The 24,106-nt window shown below is 46.5% G+C and carries 22 protein-coding genes; 12 read left to right on the forward strand and 10 right to left on the reverse strand.

What is annotated here, in order from left to right; translation table 11 throughout:
* The first annotated feature begins 61 nt into the window (after window positions 1-61).
* Together tnpA and L976_RS20645 are read left to right on the forward strand one after the other, a co-directional pair.
* Entirely contained in the window at window positions 62-496 is a 435-nt protein-coding gene (gene tnpA, locus L976_RS20640) for an IS200/IS605-like element ISShes8 family transposase (protein WP_039978090.1), read from the forward strand.
* A 45-nt stretch (window positions 497-541) separates the two neighbouring features.
* Complete coding sequence (locus L976_RS20645) at window positions 542-1,117, forward strand: EAL domain-containing protein (protein ID WP_269430393.1); 576 nt, start codon at window positions 542-544, stop codon at window positions 1,115-1,117.
* 38 nt (window positions 1,118-1,155) lie between these two features.
* On the opposite strand, the gene L976_RS23410 is transcribed toward L976_RS20645, so the two are convergent.
* Window positions 1,156-1,320 carry a hypothetical protein gene (locus L976_RS23410; RefSeq protein ID WP_052184045.1) on the reverse strand — a complete coding sequence of 55 codons (165 nt, stop codon included), beginning with the start codon at window positions 1,318-1,320 and terminating at the stop codon, window positions 1,156-1,158.
* A gap of 409 nt (window positions 1,321-1,729) precedes the next feature.
* Between L976_RS23410 and L976_RS20650 the strand changes: the two genes are divergently transcribed.
* From L976_RS20650 to L976_RS20665, 4 genes are read left to right on the forward strand one after another with little or no spacing between them, the layout of a single operon-like run.
* Window positions 1,730-2,251: a hypothetical protein gene (locus L976_RS20650; protein WP_047539695.1), complete on the forward strand. Its 522-nt coding sequence runs from the start codon at window positions 1,730-1,732 to the stop codon at window positions 2,249-2,251.
* A gap of 48 nt (window positions 2,252-2,299) precedes the next feature.
* On the forward strand, window positions 2,300-2,977 hold the full coding sequence (locus tag L976_RS20655) for a response regulator transcription factor (protein WP_047539696.1): 678 nt from the start codon (window positions 2,300-2,302) through the stop codon (window positions 2,975-2,977).
* A 49-nt stretch (window positions 2,978-3,026) separates the two neighbouring features.
* On the forward strand, window positions 3,027-4,283 hold the full coding sequence (locus L976_RS20660; RefSeq protein ID WP_037423161.1) for a sensor histidine kinase: 1,257 nt from the start codon (window positions 3,027-3,029) through the stop codon (window positions 4,281-4,283).
* Between the two features lie 32 nt (window positions 4,284-4,315).
* Window positions 4,316-5,002, forward strand: coding sequence for a TIGR01621 family pseudouridine synthase (locus L976_RS20665; protein WP_047539698.1), 687 nt, complete (start codon window positions 4,316-4,318; stop codon window positions 5,000-5,002).
* A gap of 4 nt (window positions 5,003-5,006) precedes the next feature.
* Here the strand turns inward: L976_RS20665 and L976_RS20670 are convergent, their stop codons facing one another.
* A complete protein-coding gene (locus L976_RS20670; RefSeq protein WP_047539700.1) occupies window positions 5,007-6,185 on the reverse strand; it encodes a GGDEF domain-containing protein in 1,179 nt (392 codons plus the stop codon).
* Window positions 6,186-6,405: 220 nt separating this feature from the next.
* On the opposite strand from L976_RS20670, the gene L976_RS22985 reads away from it, so the two are divergent.
* Window positions 6,406-6,525 (forward strand): YqaE/Pmp3 family membrane protein, encoded by a 120-nt coding sequence (locus L976_RS22985; RefSeq protein WP_229777800.1) that lies wholly within the window; start codon window positions 6,406-6,408, stop codon window positions 6,523-6,525.
* A 77-nt stretch (window positions 6,526-6,602) separates the two neighbouring features.
* On the opposite strand, the gene L976_RS20675 is transcribed toward L976_RS22985, so the two are convergent.
* Window positions 6,603-8,777, reverse strand: a complete 2,175-nt coding sequence (locus L976_RS20675; protein ID WP_047539701.1) for a TonB-dependent receptor — start codon at window positions 8,775-8,777, stop codon at window positions 6,603-6,605.
* A 303-nt stretch (window positions 8,778-9,080) separates the two neighbouring features.
* Between L976_RS20675 and L976_RS22520 the strand changes: the two genes are divergently transcribed.
* Window positions 9,081-9,239, forward strand: coding sequence for a DUF2986 domain-containing protein (locus L976_RS22520; RefSeq protein ID WP_037425046.1), 159 nt, complete (start codon window positions 9,081-9,083; stop codon window positions 9,237-9,239).
* 36 nt (window positions 9,240-9,275) lie between these two features.
* Here L976_RS22520 and L976_RS20680 read toward each other — a convergent pair whose 3' ends face one another.
* From L976_RS20680 to L976_RS20695, 4 genes are all read right to left on the reverse strand, one after another.
* The gene (locus L976_RS20680; protein ID WP_047539703.1) at window positions 9,276-9,788 is read right to left on the reverse strand and encodes a M23 family metallopeptidase; all 513 of its coding nucleotides are present in this window, start codon (window positions 9,786-9,788) and stop codon (window positions 9,276-9,278) included.
* Window positions 9,789-9,810: 22 nt separating this feature from the next.
* The gene (locus L976_RS20685) at window positions 9,811-10,392 is read right to left on the reverse strand and encodes a hypothetical protein (protein WP_047539704.1); all 582 of its coding nucleotides are present in this window, start codon (window positions 10,390-10,392) and stop codon (window positions 9,811-9,813) included.
* Window positions 10,393-10,395: 3 nt separating this feature from the next.
* Window positions 10,396-11,061 carry a CHAP domain-containing protein gene (locus tag L976_RS20690; RefSeq protein ID WP_047539706.1) on the reverse strand — a complete coding sequence of 222 codons (666 nt, stop codon included), beginning with the start codon at window positions 11,059-11,061 and terminating at the stop codon, window positions 10,396-10,398.
* Window positions 11,062-11,272: 211 nt separating this feature from the next.
* Entirely contained in the window at window positions 11,273-12,616 is a 1,344-nt protein-coding gene (locus L976_RS20695) for an anaerobic C4-dicarboxylate transporter (RefSeq protein WP_037423187.1), read from the reverse strand.
* A 281-nt stretch (window positions 12,617-12,897) separates the two neighbouring features.
* Between L976_RS20695 and L976_RS20700 the strand changes: the two genes are divergently transcribed.
* Window positions 12,898-14,076: a PrnB family protein gene (locus L976_RS20700; RefSeq protein ID WP_047539708.1), complete on the forward strand. Its 1,179-nt coding sequence runs from the start codon at window positions 12,898-12,900 to the stop codon at window positions 14,074-14,076.
* 4 nt (window positions 14,077-14,080) lie between these two features.
* Window positions 14,081-15,202, forward strand: coding sequence for an aminotransferase class V-fold PLP-dependent enzyme (locus L976_RS20705; RefSeq protein WP_047539710.1), 1,122 nt, complete (start codon window positions 14,081-14,083; stop codon window positions 15,200-15,202).
* A 142-nt stretch (window positions 15,203-15,344) separates the two neighbouring features.
* Here L976_RS20705 and L976_RS20710 read toward each other — a convergent pair whose 3' ends face one another.
* The gene (locus L976_RS20710; protein WP_226871843.1) at window positions 15,345-15,602 is read right to left on the reverse strand and encodes a YceK/YidQ family lipoprotein; all 258 of its coding nucleotides are present in this window, start codon (window positions 15,600-15,602) and stop codon (window positions 15,345-15,347) included.
* Window positions 15,603-16,175: 573 nt separating this feature from the next.
* Window positions 16,176-17,585 carry a glutamate--ammonia ligase gene (gene glnA / locus L976_RS20715; RefSeq protein ID WP_037425030.1) on the reverse strand — a complete coding sequence of 470 codons (1,410 nt, stop codon included), beginning with the start codon at window positions 17,583-17,585 and terminating at the stop codon, window positions 16,176-16,178.
* Between the two features lie 974 nt (window positions 17,586-18,559).
* Here glnA and typA point away from each other — a divergent pair.
* Complete coding sequence (gene typA, locus L976_RS20720) at window positions 18,560-20,371, forward strand: translational GTPase TypA (RefSeq protein ID WP_037425027.1); 1,812 nt, start codon at window positions 18,560-18,562, stop codon at window positions 20,369-20,371.
* Between the two features lie 83 nt (window positions 20,372-20,454).
* On the opposite strand, the gene L976_RS20725 is transcribed toward typA, so the two are convergent.
* Window positions 20,455-21,483 (reverse strand): diguanylate cyclase domain-containing protein, encoded by a 1,029-nt coding sequence (locus tag L976_RS20725; RefSeq protein ID WP_047539712.1) that lies wholly within the window; start codon window positions 21,481-21,483, stop codon window positions 20,455-20,457.
* A 375-nt stretch (window positions 21,484-21,858) separates the two neighbouring features.
* Between L976_RS20725 and katG the strand changes: the two genes are divergently transcribed.
* Window positions 21,859-24,045, forward strand: coding sequence for a catalase/peroxidase HPI (katG, locus tag L976_RS20730; RefSeq protein ID WP_047539714.1), 2,187 nt, complete (start codon window positions 21,859-21,861; stop codon window positions 24,043-24,045).
* Window positions 24,046-24,106 lie beyond the last annotated feature (61 nt).

A 24,106-nucleotide genomic window follows, 5' to 3' on the forward strand; every position in this document is an offset into this window, starting at 1 on the left:
GTATACCTACCCATGTTAAATGCATCTTTGATTTTTAGCGAAGTCAAAAGAGGCAAATAACATGAGTAGATACGAGCAAGCATCGCATGTGTTCTGGCGATGTCAATATCATATAGTCTGGACACCAAAGTACCGCTTTCGGATATTGAAAGGTAATGTCGGAAAAGAGGTTTATCGATGCATTCAGGTTTATTGCCATCAAATGGGATGCATAGTCATGGAGCTAAATGTTCAAGTTGACCATGTTCATTTAGTGGTGAAGGTACCTCCGAAGATATCTATATCGAATTTAATGGGGGCGTTAAAAGGTAAGATAGCTTTGAAAATATTCAGTAAATTTCCTTACCTACGTAAGAATAAACTTTGGGGAAATCATTTTTGGCAGAGAGGATACTTCGTCGATTCGATTGGAATTAACGAGGAAATAATCCGTAGATACGTTAGGCATCAAGAGAAAGTAGAGCGGCAAGAGCAGGGTCAACTTGCTCTTGAATAAAGGCCCCCTTTTAGGGGGTTAAAACAAAGCCACCTTCTTTAGAAGGTGGATTCTTTACTGTTAGATCAAAATACTTCTCTGCATATAGATATATGGATGTTGAGGTCGATTCTTAAAGACTTAACTAGATTGGCCGATAAAGGCGTTGGCATTCTGTCCATTAATTTAAATCCCATGCCATACAGTGTTACTTATCAAAATTTATTGCAAATGCTGTTGCTTCAAGCAAAAGTGCTGGGCATCAAAATTTGGTTTGAAGTGTTAGAGCATACTTTATTAGATGATAAACAGCATGAAATGATTGAAATGCTACGGGCACTAGGAGCTAGCATCGTATTAGATGATTTTGGCACTCAAGAATGTAATTTTTTACGTTTGATGGTGTTGCCCTATGATGTCATCAAGTTAGATCGTTCCCTTTTGCAGCAAGCTTGTCGCTCTTCACATTCAATGCGAATTTTGACGAGCTTAGTTGAGTATTTACAGCGATTAGGAATGCAGGTTGTTTGTGAAGGTGTGGAGACTTTGATGCACATTGATGTGGCAACCTTATTGGGGTGCGATTATCAACAGGGATATGCCCATGCTATGCCAGCGCCGATTTCACACTGGGGTAGTTAGGGTGAATCACGCATTAGCCGCAAATTAACTGAGACTGTTTATTTCGTTTTTCGCTTACCGAGTAATCCCATCCAAAATGTTCCTTCAAAAAGCATACCTAAGATGATAAACGTCACAGCGCTTGTGGCGCTGCCATAGGCGTAGGCGCTTAATGCTCCAAGCAGTAGCAAACTTAAGCTAATCCAGCGTGTAATTGGTTTCATATGCACTCCGATTTAAATGGCCGTTTAGTTGACTCTAGAACAACGGGATTGCATTGCCAATCGTACTTTTTGACGACACAGATGCGCTAAAATACCAGCTGAAATTCAATTAGTGTGATTTTAAATGGCTAAATGATGGGTTTTTACGGTAAATGTCATACTTCAAAATCCCCAGATGATCAAAGCTTAATCTTGTTTCCATCGGTGTTTCAGTCGCTATTAGGTAAACTGAATGCATTCGTCAGTGTTTGCTGAGTTTGAATCAAGTGGATTGAGCAATTCACATGAGTGATGAACTAGGCGCCATCATGGGCAAACAGGGATAAAAGCGATGGGATTTTGGTACGCCATCGACATCTAACTGATTGTCTCATAAGATACAAACTTAGCCGATTTTTATGGAGGAACCATGAGACTATGGTTGCTAGGATTCATGTTGGTATCTGGGATTGCCACCGCAGCCCAGAGCATGTATTCGATGCTTTCGAGCGGTGAGTATCTGCCGCCGTTAAGCGTGATGCAGCAAATTGAGAAGGAGTTTCCTGGCGTGATTGCCGAGTTTGAAATGGAAATGCAGGAAGGCGAGTTGGTCTACCAGTTTGAGTTGATTAATCCGCTGGCGAATGCAATTACCCGTTTCGAATATCGGGCGCGAGATGGTAAGTTATTGAAACAAAAAGCGGGTAAAGTCACAGCCGATGATGTCGGCGAGGTGGAAGCCGCACGCCTTATCAGCACTAAGCATCAAACCTTCTCCGGCATTATTGCAATGGCGACTCAGGATCATAAGGCCTTTCTGACCGATGCTAAATTAGACCATGACTTAGGTATCAGTTACTTAGAGTTAAAGTTGCTGGACGATACAGGCAAGTATAAATTGGCATTCGATATTGAAAATTTACGACAGTTACCTTTACTTAAGTGGGATTAGCACGCTGAGTATTACCGCTAAGTGAAGACAGGGGAGCGCAGCATACAGATGAAAATACTTTTAGTTGAAGATGATGCGACAACGATCGACTACATCGTTAAAGGATTTCTTGAGCAGGGACATAATATTGAGACCGCCAGCGATGGTCATCAAGGTCTGCTGCAAGCCACGAGTGGTCAGTACGACCTCTTGATTCTCGACCGCATGTTGCCCCAACTCGATGGGTTGAAATTGCTGGCCGCCCTTAGAGCAACTGGCAACCAAACTCCAGTGCTTATCCTGTCGGCGCTGGCCCATGTGGATGAAAGGGTAAAAGGCCTGCGTGCGGGTGGCGATGATTATATGACTAAGCCCTTTGCCTTTTCGGAGCTGCTTGTACGTGCCGAAAAGTTGATGCAACGGGGCCAATCCGCACCTATTACCACAGATCTGGTGGTCGGTGGCTTAAAAATGGAGCTGCTAACACGTAACGTGACCTTAGATGGCCACGATTTGATGCTGCAACCCAAAGAATTCCAATTGCTTAAGTATCTGATGGAACACGCTAATCAGGTTATTAGTCGGACGCTATTATTTGAAGCCGTGTGGGATTATCACTTCGATCCCCGTACCAATGTGATCGACGTGCATATTGCCAAGTTACGCCGCAAGTTTGAAGAGTTAGGCCACGGTGAATTGATTGAAACCGTAAGGGGAGCGGGTTATCGCTTACGCCAAAGGCATTAAGCCTTACCAAAGCAGCGCCTGGCGCATCACTATTATCTTCTCGACCTTAGTGACTGTGATCATAGGCGCTTTGCTGTTTGCCCTTTATCGGCAACTCATTATCGAACAGCAGTACCAAGTGACTCAGTATCTTGAGTCCGAAACCCAACGTTATCAGCAGCTTGCTCTTACTGTCGACCGTCGTAGTTTTGCGGCGCAAATTCGTGCAGCCGATCCGCAGACGGCGCTTATCGCCTGGCGCAATAGCTATGATATGGTTGGCGCCTTAAGCTTTATGCCCGAAGGTATGCCTATGCTGCCACAAACCCGGGATTTTCCGATTTTAACGGGTGGCCCTGATAAGTTGCATATCCTTACCGGCGGCCTAGTGATGACTCGCTATGGCCCCGTACTTATCGCCACCCGTACCGACAACTTAGCCACACTCATCGATAAATTTATCAGCGCAGCGGCCACGGCCGTGATGTTGACCATAGTGTTAACCTTAGCGCTGGGCTATCTGTTTTCTAAAGCAATTTTACGCCGTTTAGTGCAGTACAACCGTTTAAGTGAGCAAATTGAGCGTGGGCATTATGATACGCGTCTGCCGCTCAGTTGGCGTCAGGACGAGTTTGATATGTTGGCGCTGCAATTTAACAACGTGCTGGATATTCTTGAGAATAACCTGATGGCGGTGCGTGGCGTGACTGACAATATCGCCCACGATTTGCGCACGCCTTTATCCCATATTCGCATTGGTCTTGAGGAATTAGCGGCCAAATCCCCCGATGAAATCAGTGAGGGCTGTGCGATTTTGACCGAAGAGCTTGACCACTGCCTTGCGACCTTCGATGCCATGCTCTCGCTGACACGCATTGAGGAAGGGCAGCAAACCTTAGATTTGCAGGAGCTGAGTTTGGCGCAGCTATGTACTGATTTGCTGGAAATGGCTGATGCAGTTGCGGAGTCGAATGAGCAAACCTTGAGCCTGTCGCTGCTATCTGACCATAAAATTTATGGTGACAAGTATCTGTTGTTCCAAGCCTTATATAACTTGGTCGACAATGCGATGAAATATTCAGGCCAAGGCGCACGTATCGATATTATTCAATCCGGTGCCCAAATTAAGATTTGCGATAACGGTCCTGGGATACCCGATGACAGCAAGGAAAGGGTGTTTGAGCGACTAGTGCGGCTTGACCCCAGCCGCCATTTGCAGGGTACAGGTTTAGGATTATCTATGGTCAAAGCCATTCTATCGCGGCACAATGCGCAAATTACTCTTTCGGATAATCATCCCGGCCTTGTGGTTACTATCCAGTTTTAGGCCAATATCCGCGTGACAGTGTTAGGAACCCCATGTACCGAATCATAGCCAATGAGGCTGATTTTCTTGTTATTTCTAAATCGCCGAATGTGCACTTTCATAGCCAAGATGGCACCGCGGGTGTCGTTGCGCAGCTGGAGCAGGATTTGGGGATTAAGCTCTTTGCCGTGCATCGGCTCGATACCCCGACCTCAGGGCTGTTACTGTTAGCCAAACATCCGGCTGCGGCGCGGCAGTTGACTGAGCTTTTTAGCGTCCATCGAGTGCAGAAATACTATCTTGCCCTCGCCAAAGGTAAGCCGAAAAAGAAGCAAGGCTGGGTGATTGGCGATATGGCTAAATCCCGCCGCAGTATGTTTAAGTTACTGCGTACCAAAGAAAATCCAGCGATTACCCAATTCTTTTCCGTCAGTGTTGGCGATGGGCTACGGCTGTATTTGCTCAAACCCCATTCGGGTAAAACCCATCAGTTACGGGTCGCGCTTGCTAGCCTTGGGGTACCGATTTTAGGCGATGCCCTCTATGGCTCCGATGTCGCCGACCGCTGTTATCTGCACGCCTATTGCCTGCATTTTCGTTATCAACATGGAGATGGCAGTTGGCAGGATTATGCGTATCTTGATATGCCTGAGCAGGGCGAGCTCTTTTTAACTGAGGCTGTCAGTGAGGCGCTAACATTTTGGCAAGCACCAGAGACTTTAGAGTGGCCTGAACGATAGGTGTTTATTGGGAGGGGAATGCTTGGCAGATCCGGTCGCGCCCCTCAGACTTTGCTTGATACATGGCATGATCGGCTTCAATCAATAGTTTGTCTGGCTGACATCCTTGATAAATCGTGGCGTAACCCACGCTTGCGCAAAGTTGGACTTTTTTATCCTGCCAGTTAATCGGATTTTCCCTCAGTACCCGATGTAATTTATCCGCAACGGCTCTTGCGGATGGTGCGCTTGTGGCTGGCAGTAAAACCAAAAACTCTTCCCCACCATGACGACACAGGACATCGTGTTCTCGTAATACCGAGTTAAATAATCTTGCCGCCGTCAGCAGGGCGAGGTCACCAACATCATGACCATAGTGATCATTTATGTGTTTGAAATGGTCGAGATCGAGCAAGATCACGCTATAAGGCTCTGCATTTTTCTGCCAGCATTGGTGGGTTGTGGTGAGTCTTTTTTGCATTGCGCGTCGATTCCACAGCCCTGTGAGCTGGTCTTTTTCAGCTAACATTCTGATTTTACTCACCAGACGAGTCATCGCATTACCTATCATCAGGATATTGATAAGTAAGGCTAAGAACACATAAAACCACAGCACAGGAATGGCTTCAATCGTGTGCATGGCAATAAATATTGGCGTTTCACTCGGCGATAACAGGGCGATGAAAAACCGAATCATGAAGATGATAGCCATTGCTATTAAGGGAGTGATCATGGCAATCGCTATCTTATTGCCAGTCTCTCTGCGGATAGCGTAATAGTTATCTCGACTGAGCATCACAAAAGATAGTGCTGCATTGGCTGAAAAAAGCATGGCGAGTATCGGCTGAGATTGGACATTTGGGGGAACCATCAACATGAGTGCTGCGGTGATTGCGAGCATAGTGAGATCGAGTTTAGTGCTGTGCTGTAAGCGGAACAGATATTGTGTGCCCCAACGCAGCATGATAAATCCGAGTAAGATAACAATATCTGCGCAAAACCAGTAGAGGTAACTATTTGATTCGGTTCTTAGAGTGTTGAGAATGATGCCGATAAACACACAGATATTCGCAAGGGAAAAACGTATGCTGGCTAATTTGGCAATGTTCAATGGTTTGGCGATTAATCCCCATGCAATAGCGGCTGTACCTGTCAGTAGACAAATAAATTTAATCAGTAAAAGCGCTTGGGGATCAAATTCCATGGCGGCGTTCAATTTTCCTTTAACTATAGATGGCTTTTGGCATTTTTGTTGAAATGGGCTGAATGTTAAGTGAAGACCTGTGCCACAACGCCCAAGCCACAGGTTGATAATGCAATGGTTGCAAACCGGTGGGCTAACGACGAAGTTAAAAACTGCTTACTCGTCATTTATTACGGTTTAAGGATGGCCTGCTGTCGATATAAACAAATGACTATGAGTCATTATTGCGATTCTATTGCCTCCCGTTGTGGTATTTTTAAACGCGGGCGTAGGCAAAGATCTGTTAATTATCATAGTGCTGTGTTTATTTTTCGGGTTTCTGCCTTACCGTTGTCACTAAGGCATAGCGTGTTTCAATGAGCCAATAAAAAGCGCAACCTAAGTTGCGCTGATTATCAATTCAACCCGAGGCATTTATTAAAACGCTACGGTATAACCTATAGTGGCAGTACGACCCATACCTTTGAAATAACGATCATTTGTACCCATGGTTTGTGAGTAGTAGTTGAAATAATCCTTATTAAACAGGTTTTGTACACCAATGCTTAAGGTACCCGTGTAGAGCGGCATTGAAAATGACGCGTCGACAGTGGTGTAACCATCAAACTCGGCATATTTAGCACCTTTGGCATTTTCAAAATCACGGTCCATAAAGTAATTTGCTTGAACACGTGTCGACATTTCATTATCGAAGTTGTGGGTCCAGAATAAGTTGATACGATTCGGGGAAATATTGGCGCCATCGAGATCAGTATCGACCTTATTATCACCGTTTACATCGTATTCGCCCCGTTGCAGTGCGATGTTCATGCCCAAATCATCATTGCTTGTTAGATAAGCGGTAACATTCGCTTCGATCCCATCAATGACGCTTTTTTCACGTTTTACATCATAGAAACCGTCGCTGTTTAAGGCTAAACGGGCACCAAAATCGGTAGCAGAACGGTAGTAAGCAATCTTAGCACTTAAGAAACTACCTTGATAATCGGCACCCAATTCAACGTTATCCGTCACGATTGGAGTTAAGGCTAAAGAGTCACTAATGCTTGGATTGGCGCCGGGGAAACTGTTTCCATCACGCAGAATACGGCCAATGTCTGGCATGCCAAAACCTTGGTTGTAGCTAGTGTAGACGCGGATATCCGGCGTAATTTTATAGGATAAACCGACATTGAATAAGGTTTCATCAAAGGTGGCTTCGCCCCCCGCGATTTGCTTATTGCCAGCGCCATAGAGGGTTTTGTAGTCATCAACATTGAGGGTAGCGTGCTCGTAACGCACACCGGTTGATACGGTTAAATCTTTAATTAAATCATAGTCTAACTGTAGATACGGCGCGAAGTTATCATAGGTGCTTTCAGGTACCCAAGAGAACCCAGTTTTCACTAAGTCCTGTTCAGTTGTATCGCGGAACAAGTCGATACCATAGGCCGCATCGATGCCAGTATCTGCAATGTTTTTCGCGATTAACGAAGTTTTTAGGCCCCATTTAACCGAAGAGTTGCGTGATTGCTCGTAGTATAAGTGCTCGCCTTTGCTATTTACACCGCATTGAACCACTTGATCGCTGCCTTCAAAGGAAGGATCGTAGAAGCTATCGAAGCAACCACCGCCGTACACCGCTTTAAAGTCTTGATTAAACAACTGCATGTTGAGCTGTTGGCCTGCAATGTTTTCGTGGCTATAGGTCAAACTAGTGGTGGTGACTTGGTTATTAGCCGCTTCCCAGGGCTGTTTTTGTTCCACGGCACCGGTTGGAATACCATTGGGTTTATTACCTGCAACGGCCATCCAGTCGCCATTGTTATCCATGTTGTAATGGTTAACCATCAGCTCTAGGCGTGACTCGGTAAAGTTGTGGCCTAATTTGATGAAGAAGTCCTTACTCTGGCTATCCATGGACTCGCCTTGCGTCGTGTCCACCCCAATCACATCGTGATTGGCATCGTAGTAAACCCCGTTATTGCGATAGCTGACCGAGCCTAGCATATCGATCAATTCTGACTCGCCTGAAAACGCATAGCTGGCACCAAAACTGACACCGTTAGACTTGAGTGAGTCAGGGACTGTGACATCAAAACTGGCGACGTGCTGGTTATCGCCCGTGGGCTTTTTGGTGATGTAGTTGATAATACCGCCCTGTGCGCCTAGGCCGTGCATCGCATTGGCGCCGTGAATAATTTCAATGCGTTCAATCATTGCAGGATCGATAGTTTGTCCTGAGCGGCCACCGCTGCGCAGCGGGTTCGATTGCGGCACGCCATCGATCATAATTAATGGTGCACGACCACGCAGGGTTTCACCCGTATTACTCATCTTTTGGCGGCTAGGTGAAAAGCTTGGTGCTAAGTTGCCGATAATGGTCGACAGATCTTTGGTGGTGCGGAACTGTTCTTCGAGTTGCACGCGGTCGATAATGGTCACTGTATTAGGAATCGAGCTTGGGGATTTATCCATACGGCTCGCGGTCACGGTAATTCTTTCTATTTCTTTGTTTTTATTTATTTCCGTGTCGGATTTTTCTTGTGCAATAGCGGTTTGGGTGAGTGCTGCAAAGACAGCGAGAGCAACAAACGAGGTTTTGAACGTCATATAACTTCCTGCTAAGGGCGTGTGAATTTGCTACACCGAATTCCTTGGCATCAGACTCTTCCGTTAAACAACATTGCAAATGATAGTGATTTTTATTAACTGCGGATGATAAGGAAGTCATTCAAGGTTGTCTAGTCGATCTGTAAAGCAAACGAGCTAAAATGTGGCGTTTTTTGCAACTTGTGACTCGGATAGCAATTATAGGTGTATTAAGATTGAGGGTTTATCTTCATCCTACTGATTTGTTGCTGTGGCCTAGGATGGCTATAATGTCGGCTTGAATATTGCCCAGATACAGCGCTTATGAACCGCAAAAAGAAAATTAATCAAACGCTTAAGCAGAAGGCGAAAAAAGCCAATGCCAAGCTTCACACCAGTAATAAACCTAAATATATCGCTAAGGCCGAACGAGTTGCACAGGCTCTCGCGGCAGAAAATGAGCTAGAAGTGCCCGTTGAGTGAGCCGTTAATCTCTAACAGTTAAATCCTCAATAAAGCTTACTTAGCCTCTAAATACTCAATGGGATTGAGATAAAAAGCCTTTTTATATCCTTGGGTTGAAGTGTCTATTCGCCAAGTTCTTGGGAACAGGCTTAAAATGGAATAGTGCAAATGGGGTGGTTTACCTTGAGCATTGCCAGTCGTACCGACTGTGCCTAGCGTTTCTCCACCTGTCGCGAATAAGCCTGAAGATGCTTCAATGCTGCCTAGGTGCGCAAAATAATGCATTTGCCATTTAGGGCCGAGTCCAACAACGACTTTTCCGCCTTTTAAAAAGTCACCCTTGTACAGCAGTAGCATGGGCGTTGGTGCGACCACGGGGGTATTGGCTGCGGCAAAAATATCGATACCCTTGTGTGTGCCTGAACTTCCCCAAGGCTCATACCAAAAGGTTTGGCTATTCCAATCCTTATTCGTGGCACCTTTTACGGGGATGATAGGTTGTTCTGGCACCAAGCATCCGGCAAGGAAAAAGAGTGCGAGAGTGAATGCGATATATTTCAGTTTCATTGTTATCTCTTACATAAATCTTTTAGTGAAACTCACTGAATTCACGCCAGTTTATTGGATATTGCAGGCGCTCGGTTTCACCAAGTGATAACCAATAGGGTCGCCAAAACGCATCGCACCAAAACTCAAGGTTCCCTTGCAAACTCCCAAGTGTATCAGGATCAACATTGGGAAAACTTTCCCAGGGTGGAGGCGGCGCGGCTTTAAAGGCAATAAGCTGTTGCAATAGATTGATATCATTGGTGATCAGCAATACACAGATCCCGGCAAAATCAGCATATTGCTGTAAAAATACTGTTGTCTGTAGGTTGGTGTGATGCAGTACGCCATTAAATGGCGCATCAGAACCTACAATTTGCTCGAATCCCGCCTGGCAAAGTAAAGTGTCGAGTCGCTGTTTATCTTGATCATTCAGCAAGCAATGGAGTTGATAGGCGGATAATTCAGTCTCAGTTGTTGGCGTGACTAAGGGATAAGCTTGGTGGCGAGGTAAAGTGAGACTCGCAGTTGCCTCGCCACCAAAGAGTGCTTGAAGATCCGTTGCCTGCGAGCGGGTTGTCGCTTTTATGGCTAATAGCCGTTTTACCCAGTTAAAAATCCCCATAGCTTATTCCTTAATGGCCATCGCAGGGTCGATAAAGCCGCCTGTTTCTGTTATCACCTTAGGGCTTATTGCCTCCCAGCGTAACCATCCTTTGGCGCGTGGTGCGTTTATATACCAGAGTCCAGCCCGTTGTTCTAATGGAAAATATTCCCTTGATGGGGCAAATGGGCCGGGGTTTTGCTGGGCGATTTCGATACTGTTGTCCGTGACGGCCGCGATAATGGCGACATGGCCATAGGGATTAAACATCCATGGGGCAAAGACCAGCAAATCATCTGCCATAGGTTTGCTTTGGCTGCCATTGGTAAATTGGCGCAGTGCACGTTTTTCATTCCAACTGCCATCAGTGAGCAGATTATCGAAGAAGTCTCTGGCGTACCCAAAACTGTCAGGCATTTTGTGTTGATATCGTTGGTAAAAGTAGCGCTTAACAAATTCTACGCACTGATATTTTATGCCGAGGTTATAGCCGTCGAGGGAGAGGTTGCGTCCCTCATTAGTGTTAACGCCACCGTTATAGTAAATCTCGATTCCATTGAGGGAGTCGATAATGTCACCCACTTGGTGAGCAGTGTTGAAGTGATAGCGTGTAAGCAACTGATAGCCGAGAAAACTGACGCTAAGCCCCAGACCCACAATCAGCATCCATAAGCGAAAACCTTTAATCATCTTTAGTATGACATTCTCAAAAGATAAATTGATTCAGCATGATATAAGGCGGGATTGTATGCTGCTGTTGCTAAAGACGTCTAGCTTATAAGGGAATGTGGCGGGAGCTTAATACTTTCGTACTGAGCGCTTGCACATCTTTAATTCGTCAGGCCGATAGCGTTAATGTGCTATCGGCCTGATTATATGTGCTTATTAACGCAAACTAACTTTACAGTAGCGCAGTTGCCAACAGATAACCCACGGTTGATGCGGTACTAACACCAATCAACCCTGGAATAATAAAGCTGTGGTTAATGATGAACTTACCAATTTTAGTGGTACCTGAGCGATCGAAACCGATACAGGCCAAATCGCTTGGATAAGTGGGCAGCACAAAGTAGCCATAACTGGCGGGTAAAAAAGCAATTAATAGCTTAGGATCGACACCTAAAGCTAATCCCATCGGTGCAATCGCCGTGAGCGCGGCCGCTTGGCTATTGACCAGTTTGGAGATTAAAAACAGCACTAGGGCATAGGTCCAAGGTTGGTTTTGCACTACGTGGGAGAGGTTTTCCTTCAGTACATCCATATGGCTGATAAAGTAAGTATCGCTCATCCACGCCACGCCAAATACCGAGAATATCGCCACCATACCCGCTTTAAAAACCGGACCATTGGCAATTTCAGCTGGCTTGACTTTGCAGCTCATCAAAATAAATGCGCCTGCAATCAACATCATCATTTGGATCACTAGGTTCATCGACAGGGGTGCGAGCTTGCCTTTCTCTTCAAACACTGGACGCAGCTCGCTAAAGGAGCCGAGTAACACTACAGCAGCGATAGCGGCAAAGAAGATCCCTGTTGCCCAATACGCTTCTTTGGGGAAGGTTTGATTCAGCAGCGTTTCGCCCTTGTCGTAGATAAAGGCTCTTTGCACAGGATCTTGAATTCGTTCTTGAAACTCTTCGTCTTTATCTAAATCTTTGCCGCGACGTAGGCTCCACAGTGCCGCCACTAACACACCGCAAAGAGAGGCGGGCACCGACACCATTAAAATGTCTAGCATGCTGTAGGCATGGCCGACACCGTGCTGCGCCGCCAAAATCGATACCATAGAAACGACTGCGACTGATACAGGGGAGGCGCAAATCGCCATTTGTGAGGCGACGGAGGCGACCGCCATGGGGCGTTCTGGGCGAATGTTTTTCTTCAGAGCAATGTCAGAGATAATCGGGAACATGGTGTAAACCACATGGCCTGTACCGCACAAAAAGGTGAGCGTCCATGTAGTTAACGGTGCCAGAATGGTGATGTACTGTGGATGGCGGCGCAGTAAACGTTCGGCAAACTGCATCATCACATCTAAGCCGCCTGCGGTTTGCAATACTGCGGCACAACCGATAACCGCAAGAATGGTTAACATCACTTGCACTGGTGGCTGTCCGGGGGCGAGACCAAAGACAAACGTCAGTAAAAATAAACCTATACCACTTATCAACCCGAGCCCCATACCACCATAGCGGGTGCCCAGTAGCAAGCAGCCGAGTACGACAATAAATTCCATTAAAATCATTTTGATTTACCCCTGCGGAACCTGCCGCGCTATTTGTATTAGGACTAGCTGTATTTGGCGTTATTTTGCGAGGCGATTGACTTTGATAACTTGCGCTGGCGCAAGGTGTAAATAAAAAGTGGCATTAGATTTTTCATAAATTTGAGCTAGCGCTAGAAACGTGTCGCCAGAAGTTGCATCCTTGTTAACTCGGAAGCGCTAATGGCGCCTGTAGCCAAGTGAAACATGCCCTAGTACTTGCTCCGGTAAAAATAACCATAACAATCGCCAAGGATGTCCAAGTGAAACCTGCCACCTATAATACCGAAGCCTTCGATGAGTGGATCCGCAGCCGCTTTGTAGAACTCAACTCGCAGCTTGAACAGCTTTATTACCAGCAGATCGACCGTGCTAATGTGCAAGATATCGGTACCGAGCTTAAGCAAACTCTAGAAAGCGAAGGGCGAGGGCTGATTAAGGCTTTGCTCGATGAGGGTAATACCGACGAAGGCTTTGATAGTGCTTTTGATTTGCTAGGCAATGTTGGCCTGTATATGGCCGCCTGCCGCCGCCATGAAATTACTGAGCCAACACGGGAGACCACCTCGCCACTTCTTGAAGCGTCAGCGCTGGCGATGCATATCGGCGCCTCAATTGGAGTCACGCCGCGCTTTGCTACCGCCCATTTAACCACCCATAACCGCGCCCATAATGGTATCTACAAACGCTTTACCGATCTGCCCGATGAAAAACTGTTTGTGGATTACAACACTAAAGGCATTTTGGCCTATAAACGTGCAGCTGATGCGCTATTAAAAATCCAGCCTTTGGGGATTTCTCATCCAATTAGTCACGATTTACTGCGCGTCGCTAAGCAGGCATTGCAGGATGTGATTGATTCGAATACGCAGTTATTCAATCGTTTAGATACGGACCGTTTCTTCTACTGTGTCCGCCCATATTACAAACCCTATCGGGTTGGTTCTGTGGTGTATCGTGGCGCCAATGCGGGCGACTTTGCTGGGATTAACGTTATCGATTTAACCCTAGGTTTATGTTTTGCCAACGAAGCATCTTATTCGCAAATGCTGGTGGATAAGTTTTTATACATGATGCCGGAGGATCAGCAAATCTTGCGGGAATGCATGCGCCGCCCTAATTTGATGGATGACTTTTTGCAGGCCAAGGGCTGTGTGCATCAGGACTGGTATCAAGAAAATCTCAAGCTGTTTATCGAAGTCTGTGAATTACATGGGCAAACTGCGATTCAACATCACAATGAATTAGTGACTAAGTATATTGCTGAGCCTTCGGTCAGCATGGAACAACAACATTTAGCCAAAGTGACCGCCAGTGGTCCACCATTGCCTGTGTTACTCGCCTCCCTTGAGCGTTTAAGGGATAGACGCGCGGCTGTATTACGTGACGATATTCGCACCCGTTATTATGATTTGAAAAAACTCAAAGACAGTTTGAGGTAAGGCCATGCTGCTAAATGTAAAACAGGATTTTTGCCTCGCAGGCCCTGGATATCTGCTTAACCATTCCGTGGGGCGGCCACTCAAATCGACCGAGCAGGCGTTTAAGCAGGCGTTTTTTGCACCTTGGCAGGAGTCTGGCCGCGAGCCTTGGGGTCAATGGTTAGGTGTCATCGATAACTTTACCGCGGCGCTGGCAAGCCTTTTTAATGGTCAGCCGCAGGACTTTTGCCCGCAGGTGAATCTATCGAGCGCATTGACCAAGTTGGTGATGTCACTGGATAGATTAAATCGCGATGGCGCCGTGGTGCTGATGAGCGAGATTGATTTTCCTAGCATGGGATTCGCCCTTAAAAAGGCATTGCCCGCAAGTTGTGAACTGCGCTTTATTCCCAAGGGCTTAGATGTTACCGACCCCAATGTGTGGGACGCACATATCAGCGACGATGTCGATTTAGTCTTTGTCAGCCATGCCTATTCTAACACGGGACAACAGGCCCCCCTCGCGCAGATTATCCCCCTTGCCCGTGAGCGTGGCTGCTTGAGCATAGTGGATGTGGCGCAATCGGCTGGGATTTTGCCGCTGGATTTAGCCAAGCTACAGCCAGATTTTATGATTGGTTCGAGTGTGAAATGGTTATGCTCCGGCCCCGGCGCTGCGTATCTGTGGGTCAATCCGGCTATTTTGCCCGAATGTCAGCCACAGGATGTGGGTTGGTTTAGCCATGAAAATCCCTTCGAGTTTGATATTCATGATTTTCGCTATCATCCAACAGCGTTGCGGTTTTGGGGCGGCACGCCTTCTATCGTCCCCTACGCTATTGCCGCCCATAGTATTCAATATTTTGCCAATATTGGCTCACTGGCGATGCGTGAGCATAACTTGCAACTGATGGCTCCAGTGGTACAGGCATTGGACAATGAGCTCGTCTCGCCGAGGGCAATCGATAAGCGTAGCGGTACGCTGATTTTGCAATTTGGCGAGCGGCAAGCGCCGATCATGGCGGCATTGGCTGAGGCGAATATCAGTGTCGATGCCCGCAGTTTAGGGATACGCGTATCGCCACATATTTATAACGATGAGGCCGATATCCTAAGGTTACTGGAGGTAATAAACGCCCATCGTTAACTGATTGAGCATAGCTTGCTCAGCCGACATGGCGTAATAGCCTCGAACAGTGAGCATGGCTCTGGGGCGCCAAGGCGCCCCCTAATGCCGATGTCGTTAACCCATGCCCTGAGGCTGAGGTCATTTATTGGGGCGAATATGCTCAAATGCTGTAGTTATAGTGGCAGAACATAGAACGCGGGGTTCGGAGCTTGGGATTACTGGGCGTGATAGCCAAATCGACTGGCAGCATCACGGTATCGACGATCAGCGAGCTACCCATATCGACCAGTGTCAGAGGGATAGTAAACAGTAGCAGTGGCGGGGCGGATAACGCAGAAACTATCGCACACTCCTCGCCATTATCAACAGCAGTTTGAACACTGGAGAAAGAATGCCCCCAAGTTGAATTTTCTCCCATCCTCGATGTTATTGTTGCACATCCCGTGAGAGAACAGCACACGACCAAGCAAGTCAACCAACGCATAACCACTCCATTGTTTATATGTGAAAAACCGCATTGTTTCGGTATGAGCGACTCGCTTGATTAACTTTGGGCGTTAGTCTTATGGAACCCGAACTGGTTTTGTTCGACACCGATATATTCAGTTTTAGCAAGTCGGCATTCTAACCACATGAATATATGTGTCAATTATTCAGCAGCAGTAATGAGACAACAGTAAAGAGACTCCCAACTTTAGTGTCGCAGTAGTTAACGCCTCTGCCTATAAGTTAGTTTTATATCGCGTTTAGCTCAGTCTTAAACGACATCTGTCCCTATTGTTGTTATTGCAGTGGTGTCTGCTGGTATGCTTTCTTTTGATGATAAATAAGTGGTTGGCTATGTCGCCATTTAGAGAAAAGTGTTGGTCATTGCACCAGCATGAAAGAAGCGTATACCTTCAAGAAACAAAAAGCCCCATCAGCAAAACTGTTGGGGCTTTGATACTTTATGCATGCATTTATACAGTGAGTAATTGCATGCATCTAGCCATTACAGGCTGTAGTACATTTCAAACTCTAATGGGTGAGTTGTACGGCTTACACGCTCAGCTTCTGCAGATTTCAGTGCAATGTAAGACTGGATGAAATCTTCGCTAAATACACCGCCGCGAGTTAAGAACTCGTGGTCAGCTTGCAGGTTTTCAAGGGCGTTTTCTAATGAAGTCGCTACTTGTGGGATTTCAGCCGCTTCTTCCGCTGGCAGATCGTACAAGTCTTTATCCATCGCTTCGCCTGGATGGATCTTGTTTTGGATACCGTCGATACCCGCCATCAGCAGTGCTGCGAAACCTAAGTATGGGTTTGCATGTGGATCTGGGAAGCGAGTTTCGATACGACGACCTTTAGGGCTTGGTACCACTGGAATACGGATTGAAGCGCTGCGGTTACGTGCTGAGTAAGCTAACATCACTGGCGCTTCGAAGTGTGGTACTAAACGCTTGTAAGAGTTAGTGCTTGGGTTAGTGAAAGCGTTCAGTGCGCGAGCGTGCTTGATGATACCACCGATGTAGTACAGTGCAGTTTCACTTAAACCAGCATATTTGTCGCCTGCGAACAGGTTTACGCCATCTTTCGCCAGAGATTGGTGAACGTGCATACCGCTACCGTTGTCGCCAACGATTGGCTTAGGCATGAAAGTCGCAGTCTTACCGTAGGCGTGAGCCATGTTGTGTACTACGTACTTCAGAATTTGGATTTCGTCCGCTTTCTTAGTCAGGGTATTGAAGCGAGTTGCGATTTCGTTTTGACCCGCAGTCGCCACTTCATGGTGGTGAGCTTCAACCACTTGACCCATTTCTTCGAGCACTAAACACATAGCGCTACGTAAGTCTTGTGATGAGTCAACAGGAGCTACTGGGAAGTAACCGCCTTTCACGAATGGACGGTGACCAGTGTTGCCACCTTCGTAGCTAGTGCCAGAGTTCCATGCCGCTTCTTTAGCGTCGATTTTCACGAAACAACCAGACATGTCAGTACCGAAACGGACATCGTCGAACAGGAAGAATTCTGGTTCTGGTCCAACTAATACAGTGTCAGCGATACCGGTAGAGCGTAAGTATTCTTCCGCTTTTTTCGCGATAGAACGTGGGTCGCGGTCATAACCAGTCATAGTGCCTGGCTCGAGAATGTCACAACGGATCAGCGCAGTGGTTTCTTCGGTGAATGGATCCAGTACGAACGTAGTTGGGTCTGGCATCAGTACCATGTCTGATTCGTTAATGCCTTTCCAGCCAGCGATTGACGAGCCGTCAAACATTTTACCGTCTTCGAAGAAGTCAGCGTCTACCTGATGAGCTGGGATAGATACGTGCTGCTCTTTACCTTTGGTGTCGGTAAAACGTAAATCAACAAACTTAACTTCTAATTCTTCAAGTTGCTTTAAAACTGATTCAACTGACATTCTCAAGTCTCCGGTAGGGTAAAGGGATGTCCCTTCTATAATCTTTTAACTCAAGTTGTGCTTGAGCAAAACTTACTAGCTATAAAGCGATATCTATGCCAACAATTTAACTTGTTGATAATTAATGAATATGTGTTTTATCGCACTATCTTTAACTCTGTGTTGCACCTTATTGGTGCGTTTTGATGTGGTATTTTGGTGCATTCATCCATTTTGGTGCGCGCCATTCGCCCCCCATTTTAGTGCAGTGACGATGAGCATCGGCTTGCTTGGTTAATTCATATCCATATTCAAGCTGAGCAGCATACTCGCTGTTAGCCTGTTACTATCCATTAGGCTCAGCAAAACAGAATGAATTTAGCATATAAATAAGTCTAGATAACCGCGTAAGCTCACTGTTTTCAGTGCTCGCCATAATGTCACAAAACAGTGAGATGCTAAGCTGTTTTTCTGATAATGATTTTGGCTTGTTTTCATTTCTTATCATTAAAAATCAATTGATTAGTCTTGTTGTTCTTAGGTGGGAATAGAGTTTATTGAAACTGCGTCTAAAGCCATTTATTTAGGCTATAGAGAAAATACTTAGGTAGCGGTTTGGCATACTGATGTGTTTGGACGAAAAAACGGGGCTGCCGAATTGGGGTTATTCGCTATACTTATGGCGGCCTTGAGCGCATAGTCTGCAATGACATTCCAGTGAAAAATAGTAATTTCAGCTGGTTAGTCGTATTGAGTTCGAGATAACGTGGCAATTGTCTGCGCGTTAACGGTGCATTTGGGTTATTTGCCTTATCGCCATAACTGATTCGTTAGCATAGGCCCCAAAAAATAGTTTTATAAGTGTTCAAAAATAATCCTGTGCGATATGGCCGCTCTGGAGTAGAATGTCACGCTTTTTTATGGCGACTCAACGTAGATTGCTGTAACGAATATTGTAATATCCCTAATTTTGTTTGATGGTAAGAGGTTTATCTGTGCTAGAGAATTTACGTAACATCGCCATTATTGCGCACGTTGACCATGGCAAAACGACCCTGGTTGACAAGCTGCTGTCGCAATCAGGAACCCTTGAGACCCGGGGAGAAGCTACTGAGCGGGTGATGGACTCCAACGATCTTGAAAAGGAGCGTGGAATCACGATTCTGGCAAAGAACACTGCCATCAAGTGGAACGACTACCGCATCAACATCGTAGACACCCCAGGCCACGCCGACTTCGGTGGTGAGGTTGAGCGCGTTCTGTCTATGGTTGACTCAGTATTACTGCTGGTTGACGCCGTTGACGGTCCAATGCCACAGACTCGCTTCGTAACCAAGAAAGCGTTCGCCCAAGGCTTAAAGCCAATCGTTGTTATCAACAAGATTGACCGCCCTGGTGCACGCCCTGATTGGGTTATCGACCAAGTATTCGACCTGTTCGATAACTTAGGTGCGACTGACGAGCAATTAGATTTCCCAATCGTTTATGCTTCTGCATTAAACGGTTTTGCAACTTTAGATCCGGATGTCGTCAGTGAAGATATGACGCCACTGTTCCAGACTATCATTGAAAAAGTATCTCCACCTGCAGCAGATGCTGAAGGTCCGTTCCAGATGCAAATTTCTCAGCTTGATTACAACTCTTACGTAGGTGTAATCGGTGTTGGTCGCATCAAGCGTGGTAGCATCAAAGCTAACCAACAAGTGAGCGTAATTGGTGCTGACGGTAAAGTACGCAACGGTAAAATGGGCCAAGTATTAGGTTACATGGGCTTAGAGCGTACCGAAGTTGACGTTGCAAACGCGGGCGACATCGTAGCGATTACTGGTTTAGGCGAGCTGAAGATTTCTGACACTGTGTGTGCCGCTGGTAATGTTGAAGCACTACCACCACTATCAGTTGACGAACCAACGCTGACCATGACGTTCCAAGTCAACACTTCACCTTTCGCAGGTAAAGAAGGTAAATACGTGACATCACGTAACATTCTTGAGCGTCTGCAACAGGAATTAGTGCACAACGTGGCACTGCGTGTTGAAGAAACCGACAGCCCAGACCGTTTCGCGGTATCTGGCCGTGGTGAATTACACTTATCTATCCTGATCGAAAACATGCGTCGTGAAGGTTATGAATTAGCGGTTTCTCGCCCAGAAGTTATCTTAAAAACCATCGATGGCGAACTGTGTGAACCATACGAAACCCTGACCGTTGACGTTGAAGAAGAGCATCAAGGGACAGTCATCGAGAAGCTGGGTATCCGTAAGGCTGAGATGAAAGATATGCAGCTTGACGGTAAAGGCCGCGTGCGCGTTGACTTTATCATCCCAAGCCGTGGCTTAATTGGTTTCCAAACTGAGTTCTTAACTGCAACTTCTGGTACTGGTCTGATTTACCACTCATTCGATCACTACGGTCCGCACAAAGGTGGCGATATCGGTCAACGTGCTAACGGCGTATTGATCTCTAACGCTACGGGTAAGGCGCTGACATTCGCACTGTTCGGTCTGCAGGACCGTGGTCGTCTGTTTATTGGCCACGCAGCCGAAGTTTACGAAGGTCAAGTTGTGGGTATTCACTCACGTTCTAACGACCTGACAGTTAACTGCCTGAAAGGTAAGCAGCTAACTAACATGCGTGCTTCTGGTACTGACGAAGCTCAAGTACTGACTACGCCAATCACTTTAACACTCGAGCAAGCGCTTGAGTTTATCGATGATGACGAATTAGTTGAAGTAACACCTAAGAGCATCCGTGTTCGTAAGAAACACTTAACTGAAAACGACCGTAAGCGCGCTAGCCGCGGTTAATGGTGGTTGTGGTGGTCACGTAAAGTGACTGCCATACAGTGAATAAAGCCCTGCTAAGGCAACTTAGCGGGGCTTTTTAATGGCTATATTTCAGGTTCATGTACTGAGCGTATGCAGTTACGACCTGCGGACTTCGCCAAGTAAAGGGCGGTATCTGCTTGGTGGACTAATTCTAAGGCATTATGTCTATCTGAGGGGAGTAAACACGCGACCCCCACGCTGACCGTGACAATTCCTATGTCTGTTTTAATATGGGGTATAGCAAGCGATTGAATAAGTTGATGTACGTGCTTGGCGGTGTCGAGTGCGCTTTGGTGATCCGTATTGGGGAGTAAAATAACAAATTCTTCGCCGCCATAGCGTGCAACCAATTCACCTGCCCGACGACCTGATTGAGATAAGCTGTTCGCCAGCATCTTGAGACAATCATCTCCAGCGAGATGGCCATAAAAATCGTTAAATAATTTAAAGTGGTCAATATCGAGCATGATAAGCGAGAGTGGCGTGTTGTTGCGTTGCCCACGACTCCATTCCTTTTGCAGCATTTGATCAAACAATCTACGGTTGCCAATATTGGTTAACCCATCGGTATTGCTGAGTTTTTCGAGTCTGTTGTTCGCTTCGGCAAGTTCATAGGTTCGCGCTTGTATAATGGACTCTAGCTCTCGATTGCGCTCTTCTAAACTCGTCATCGGGTAAATTTCGCCTTGTTTTGCTAAACCATAGGGAATGGATATTCCACTATGGACGATTTTCCAATCGTTGCTTTCTTGGCGAAAAATCAGCACTAACCTTGCGGTTTCTTGGCTGAGTATCGAGTCTGGAATAGGGAGGTGTATATGGAAAAACGCTGTAATAACAATAATATCTTCGGCAAGATCCTGTAGTGAAAGATCTAATACTTCAATATGGATCCGTTCGGGGACTTGGGCGAAGTCCTGACGGGTTATTTTTACCCATTCATCTTTACTGGTGACAAGAATATCGCTGCTACCTGCATAACCACTAAAAGTATCGCTAAAGCGGGCTGTGAGTTTGTCATCCCGTGCAGCGTACATCTCAATATATTCATCAAAAAGTGACTGCATAAGTTGCAAGCGTCTCTGTCGCATAGATTCACCTCAAGTAAGAATATAAGCGTTTTATTGTTCTTATTTGAGATGAGTATTAGTGATAAAACCATCTTCCGTTCTGATTAAAATCAAGATAGTGATGTAAAAACCACCAATAGTGTGATCTGTGCCCGCTTTTTGAGCTAGGGTTTGCTGTTCTTGTTACAGTTACCTAGCTTTAGTGGCAAAAGTTTGAAATGTTGTCATTTTGCTTGTTTAGTATACAGACCGAATGGTGCATTAATCGTTACTTTGGAACAGTGCAGAAGGGATTAATGCAAACGATAAACGTTTTAGAAGACGTCCAAACCAGATAAGCCTAATGACGCCTTATAGGGTCATTCCCTTCGTTAGCCATAAGTAAAGGAATATTCCATGGACAAGACTCAACACTCTCAAGGTAAATGCCCCGTGATGCATGGGGCAAATTCAGCCGTTGCCAGCAACAATATGGATTGGTGGCCTAAGGCACTAAATCTCGATATTTTGCATCAGCATGATAAGAAGACGGATCCCATGGATCCCAACTTTAATTACCGTGAAGCCTTTAAGACCCTTGATCTCGCTGCCGTGAAGCAGGACTTACATTCTCTTATGACCGATAGCCAAGATTGGTGGCCAGCCGATTGGGGGCATTATGGTGGCTTGATGATCCGCATGGCATGGCACTCTGCGGGAACCTATCGCATTGCCGATGGCCGTGGCGGTGCGGGGACGGGTAATCAACGCTTTGCCCCACTCAATAGCTGGCCCGATAACGCCAACCTTGATAAAGCCCGCCGTTTACTCTGGCCGATTAAGAAAAAATACGGCAACAAACTCTCATGGGCAGATTTGATGATCCTCGCGGGTAATGTGGCCTACGAGTCTATGGGCTTAAAAACCTATGGATTTGCCGGCGGTCGAGAGGATATTTGGCATCCTGAAAAAGACATTTATTGGGGCTCTGAAAAACAATGGCTTGCGCCAAGTGATAATCCTAACAGCCGTTATTCGGGCGCGCGTGACCTTGAAAATCCCTTAGCTGCCGTAATGATGGGGCTGATTTATGTGAATCCTGAAGGGGTTGATGGTAAACCCGATCCACTGCGCACCGCTCAAGATGTGCGTGTCACTTTTGCACGAATGGCGATGAATGATGAAGAAACCGTGGCCTTAACCGCCGGTGGTCATACGGTGGGCAAATGCCATGGCAATGGTAAGGCACAGGATCTTGGCCCTGAACCCGAGGGCGAAGAACTTGAGGCCCAAGGTTTGGGCTGGCTCAACAAAAAAGGCCCAGGCACTGGCGCGAATACCGTTACCAGTGGTCTCGAAGGCGCTTGGACGACTCATCCCACTCAATGGGATAACGGTTATTTTCACCTACTGTTAAATTACGATTGGGAATTGAAAAAAAGCCCCGCGGGCGCCTCTCAGTGGGAACCTATTAATATTAAAGAGGAAGATAAAGTCGTCTCAGTGGGCGACCCGAATCGCAAGTTTAACCCCATCATGACCGATGCGGATATGGCGATGAAAATGGACCCCGAGTATCGCAAGATCTCCGAGAAGTTTTATCAAGATCCCGCCTATTTCTCCGAGGTATTTGCCCGTGCTTGGTTTAAGTTAACTCACCGCGATCTGGGGCCTAAGAGCCGTTATTTAGGGCCAGAAGTGCCGAGTGAAGAGCTGATTTGGCAAGACCCCATCCCAACCGTTGATTATCGTTTGGATGCCAGTGAGATTGTCGACCTGAAGGCGAAATTATTAGCCTCGGGACTCAGTGTTTCCGAATTGGTCGCAACCGCGTGGGACAGCGCGCGCACCTTCCGAGGCTCGGATTTCCGCGGTGGCGCCAATGGCGCACGGATCCGTTTAGCACCACAAAAAGATTGGCAGGCCAACGAACCCGAGCGTTTGCAAAAAGTATTGCAGGTGTTGAGCGCGTTGCAGGCAAGCTTAAGCAAAAAGGTCAGTATTGCCGACTTGATTGTCCTCGGTGGCGCTGCGGCGATTGAAAAGGCCGCCCACGCTGCGGGAGTCAATATCACAGTACCTTTCATGCCTGGCCGTGGTGATGCCACGCAGGAAATGACCGATGTGGAATCCTTTGCCGTACTTGAGCCTTTGCACGATGCGTATCGTAACTGGCAGAAAAAGGATTATATAGTTCAGCCCGAGGAGATGATGCTCGATCGCACTCAACTTATGGGGTTAACCGCCCATGAGATGACAGTGTTGGTTGGGGGAATGCGGGTGTTGGGCACTAACTATGGCGGTACACGCCACGGCGTGTTTACCGACAAAGTGGGTGTGTTAACTAATGATTTCTTTGTGAATCTTACCGATATGGCCTACAACTGGAAGCCTGCGGGTACTAATTTGTATGAGATAGTCGAGCGTAAAACTGGCGCAGTGAAGTGGACCGCTACCCGTGTCGATCTGGTGTTTGGCTCTAACTCGATTTTGCGCTCCTATGCTGAGGTTTATGCGCAGGATGATGCCAAAGAGAAGTTTGTGCATGACTTTGTGGCCGCTTGGACTAAGGTAATGAATGCCGACAGGTTCGATTTGGCTTAGTCACTGGCACTCAAGCTTATCGTGACCATAAAAGGTGCAGCTTAGACTGCACCTTTTTTAT

The sequence above is a fragment of the Shewanella sp. ZOR0012 genome, assembly GCF_000798835.1.
Classification (GTDB): domain Bacteria; phylum Pseudomonadota; class Gammaproteobacteria; order Enterobacterales; family Shewanellaceae; genus Shewanella; species Shewanella xiamenensis.

Coding starts and splice junctions, on each gene's coding strand:
- tnpA (WP_039978090.1), top strand. CDS start 62: ATGAGTAGATACGAGCAAGCATCGCATGTGTTCTGGCGATGTCAATAT.
- L976_RS23410 (WP_052184045.1), bottom strand. CDS start 1,320: ATGAAACCAATTACACGCTGGATTAGCTTAAGTTTGCTACTGCTTGGA.
- L976_RS20650 (WP_047539695.1), top strand. CDS start 1,730: ATGAGACTATGGTTGCTAGGATTCATGTTGGTATCTGGGATTGCCACC.
- L976_RS20655 (WP_047539696.1), top strand. CDS start 2,300: ATGAAAATACTTTTAGTTGAAGATGATGCGACAACGATCGACTACATC.
- L976_RS20665 (WP_047539698.1), top strand. CDS start 4,316: ATGTACCGAATCATAGCCAATGAGGCTGATTTTCTTGTTATTTCTAAA.
- L976_RS20670 (WP_047539700.1), bottom strand. CDS start 6,185: ATGGAATTTGATCCCCAAGCGCTTTTACTGATTAAATTTATTTGTCTA.
- L976_RS20675 (WP_047539701.1), bottom strand. CDS start 8,777: ATGACGTTCAAAACCTCGTTTGTTGCTCTCGCTGTCTTTGCAGCACTC.
- L976_RS22520 (WP_037425046.1), top strand. CDS start 9,081: ATGAACCGCAAAAAGAAAATTAATCAAACGCTTAAGCAGAAGGCGAAA.
- L976_RS20680 (WP_047539703.1), bottom strand. CDS start 9,788: ATGAAACTGAAATATATCGCATTCACTCTCGCACTCTTTTTCCTTGCC.
- L976_RS20685 (WP_047539704.1), bottom strand. CDS start 10,392: ATGGGGATTTTTAACTGGGTAAAACGGCTATTAGCCATAAAAGCGACA.
- L976_RS20690 (WP_047539706.1), bottom strand. CDS start 11,061: ATGATTAAAGGTTTTCGCTTATGGATGCTGATTGTGGGTCTGGGGCTT.
- L976_RS20695 (WP_037423187.1), bottom strand. CDS start 12,616: ATGATTTTAATGGAATTTATTGTCGTACTCGGCTGCTTGCTACTGGGC.
- L976_RS20705 (WP_047539710.1), top strand. CDS start 14,081: ATGCTGCTAAATGTAAAACAGGATTTTTGCCTCGCAGGCCCTGGATAT.
- L976_RS20710 (WP_226871843.1), bottom strand. CDS start 15,602: ATGGGAGAAAATTCAACTTGGGGGCATTCTTTCTCCAGTGTTCAAACT.
- glnA (WP_037425030.1), bottom strand. CDS start 17,585: ATGTCAGTTGAATCAGTTTTAAAGCAACTTGAAGAATTAGAAGTTAAG.
- L976_RS20725 (WP_047539712.1), bottom strand. CDS start 21,483: ATGCGACAGAGACGCTTGCAACTTATGCAGTCACTTTTTGATGAATAT.
- katG (WP_047539714.1), top strand. CDS start 21,859: ATGGACAAGACTCAACACTCTCAAGGTAAATGCCCCGTGATGCATGGG.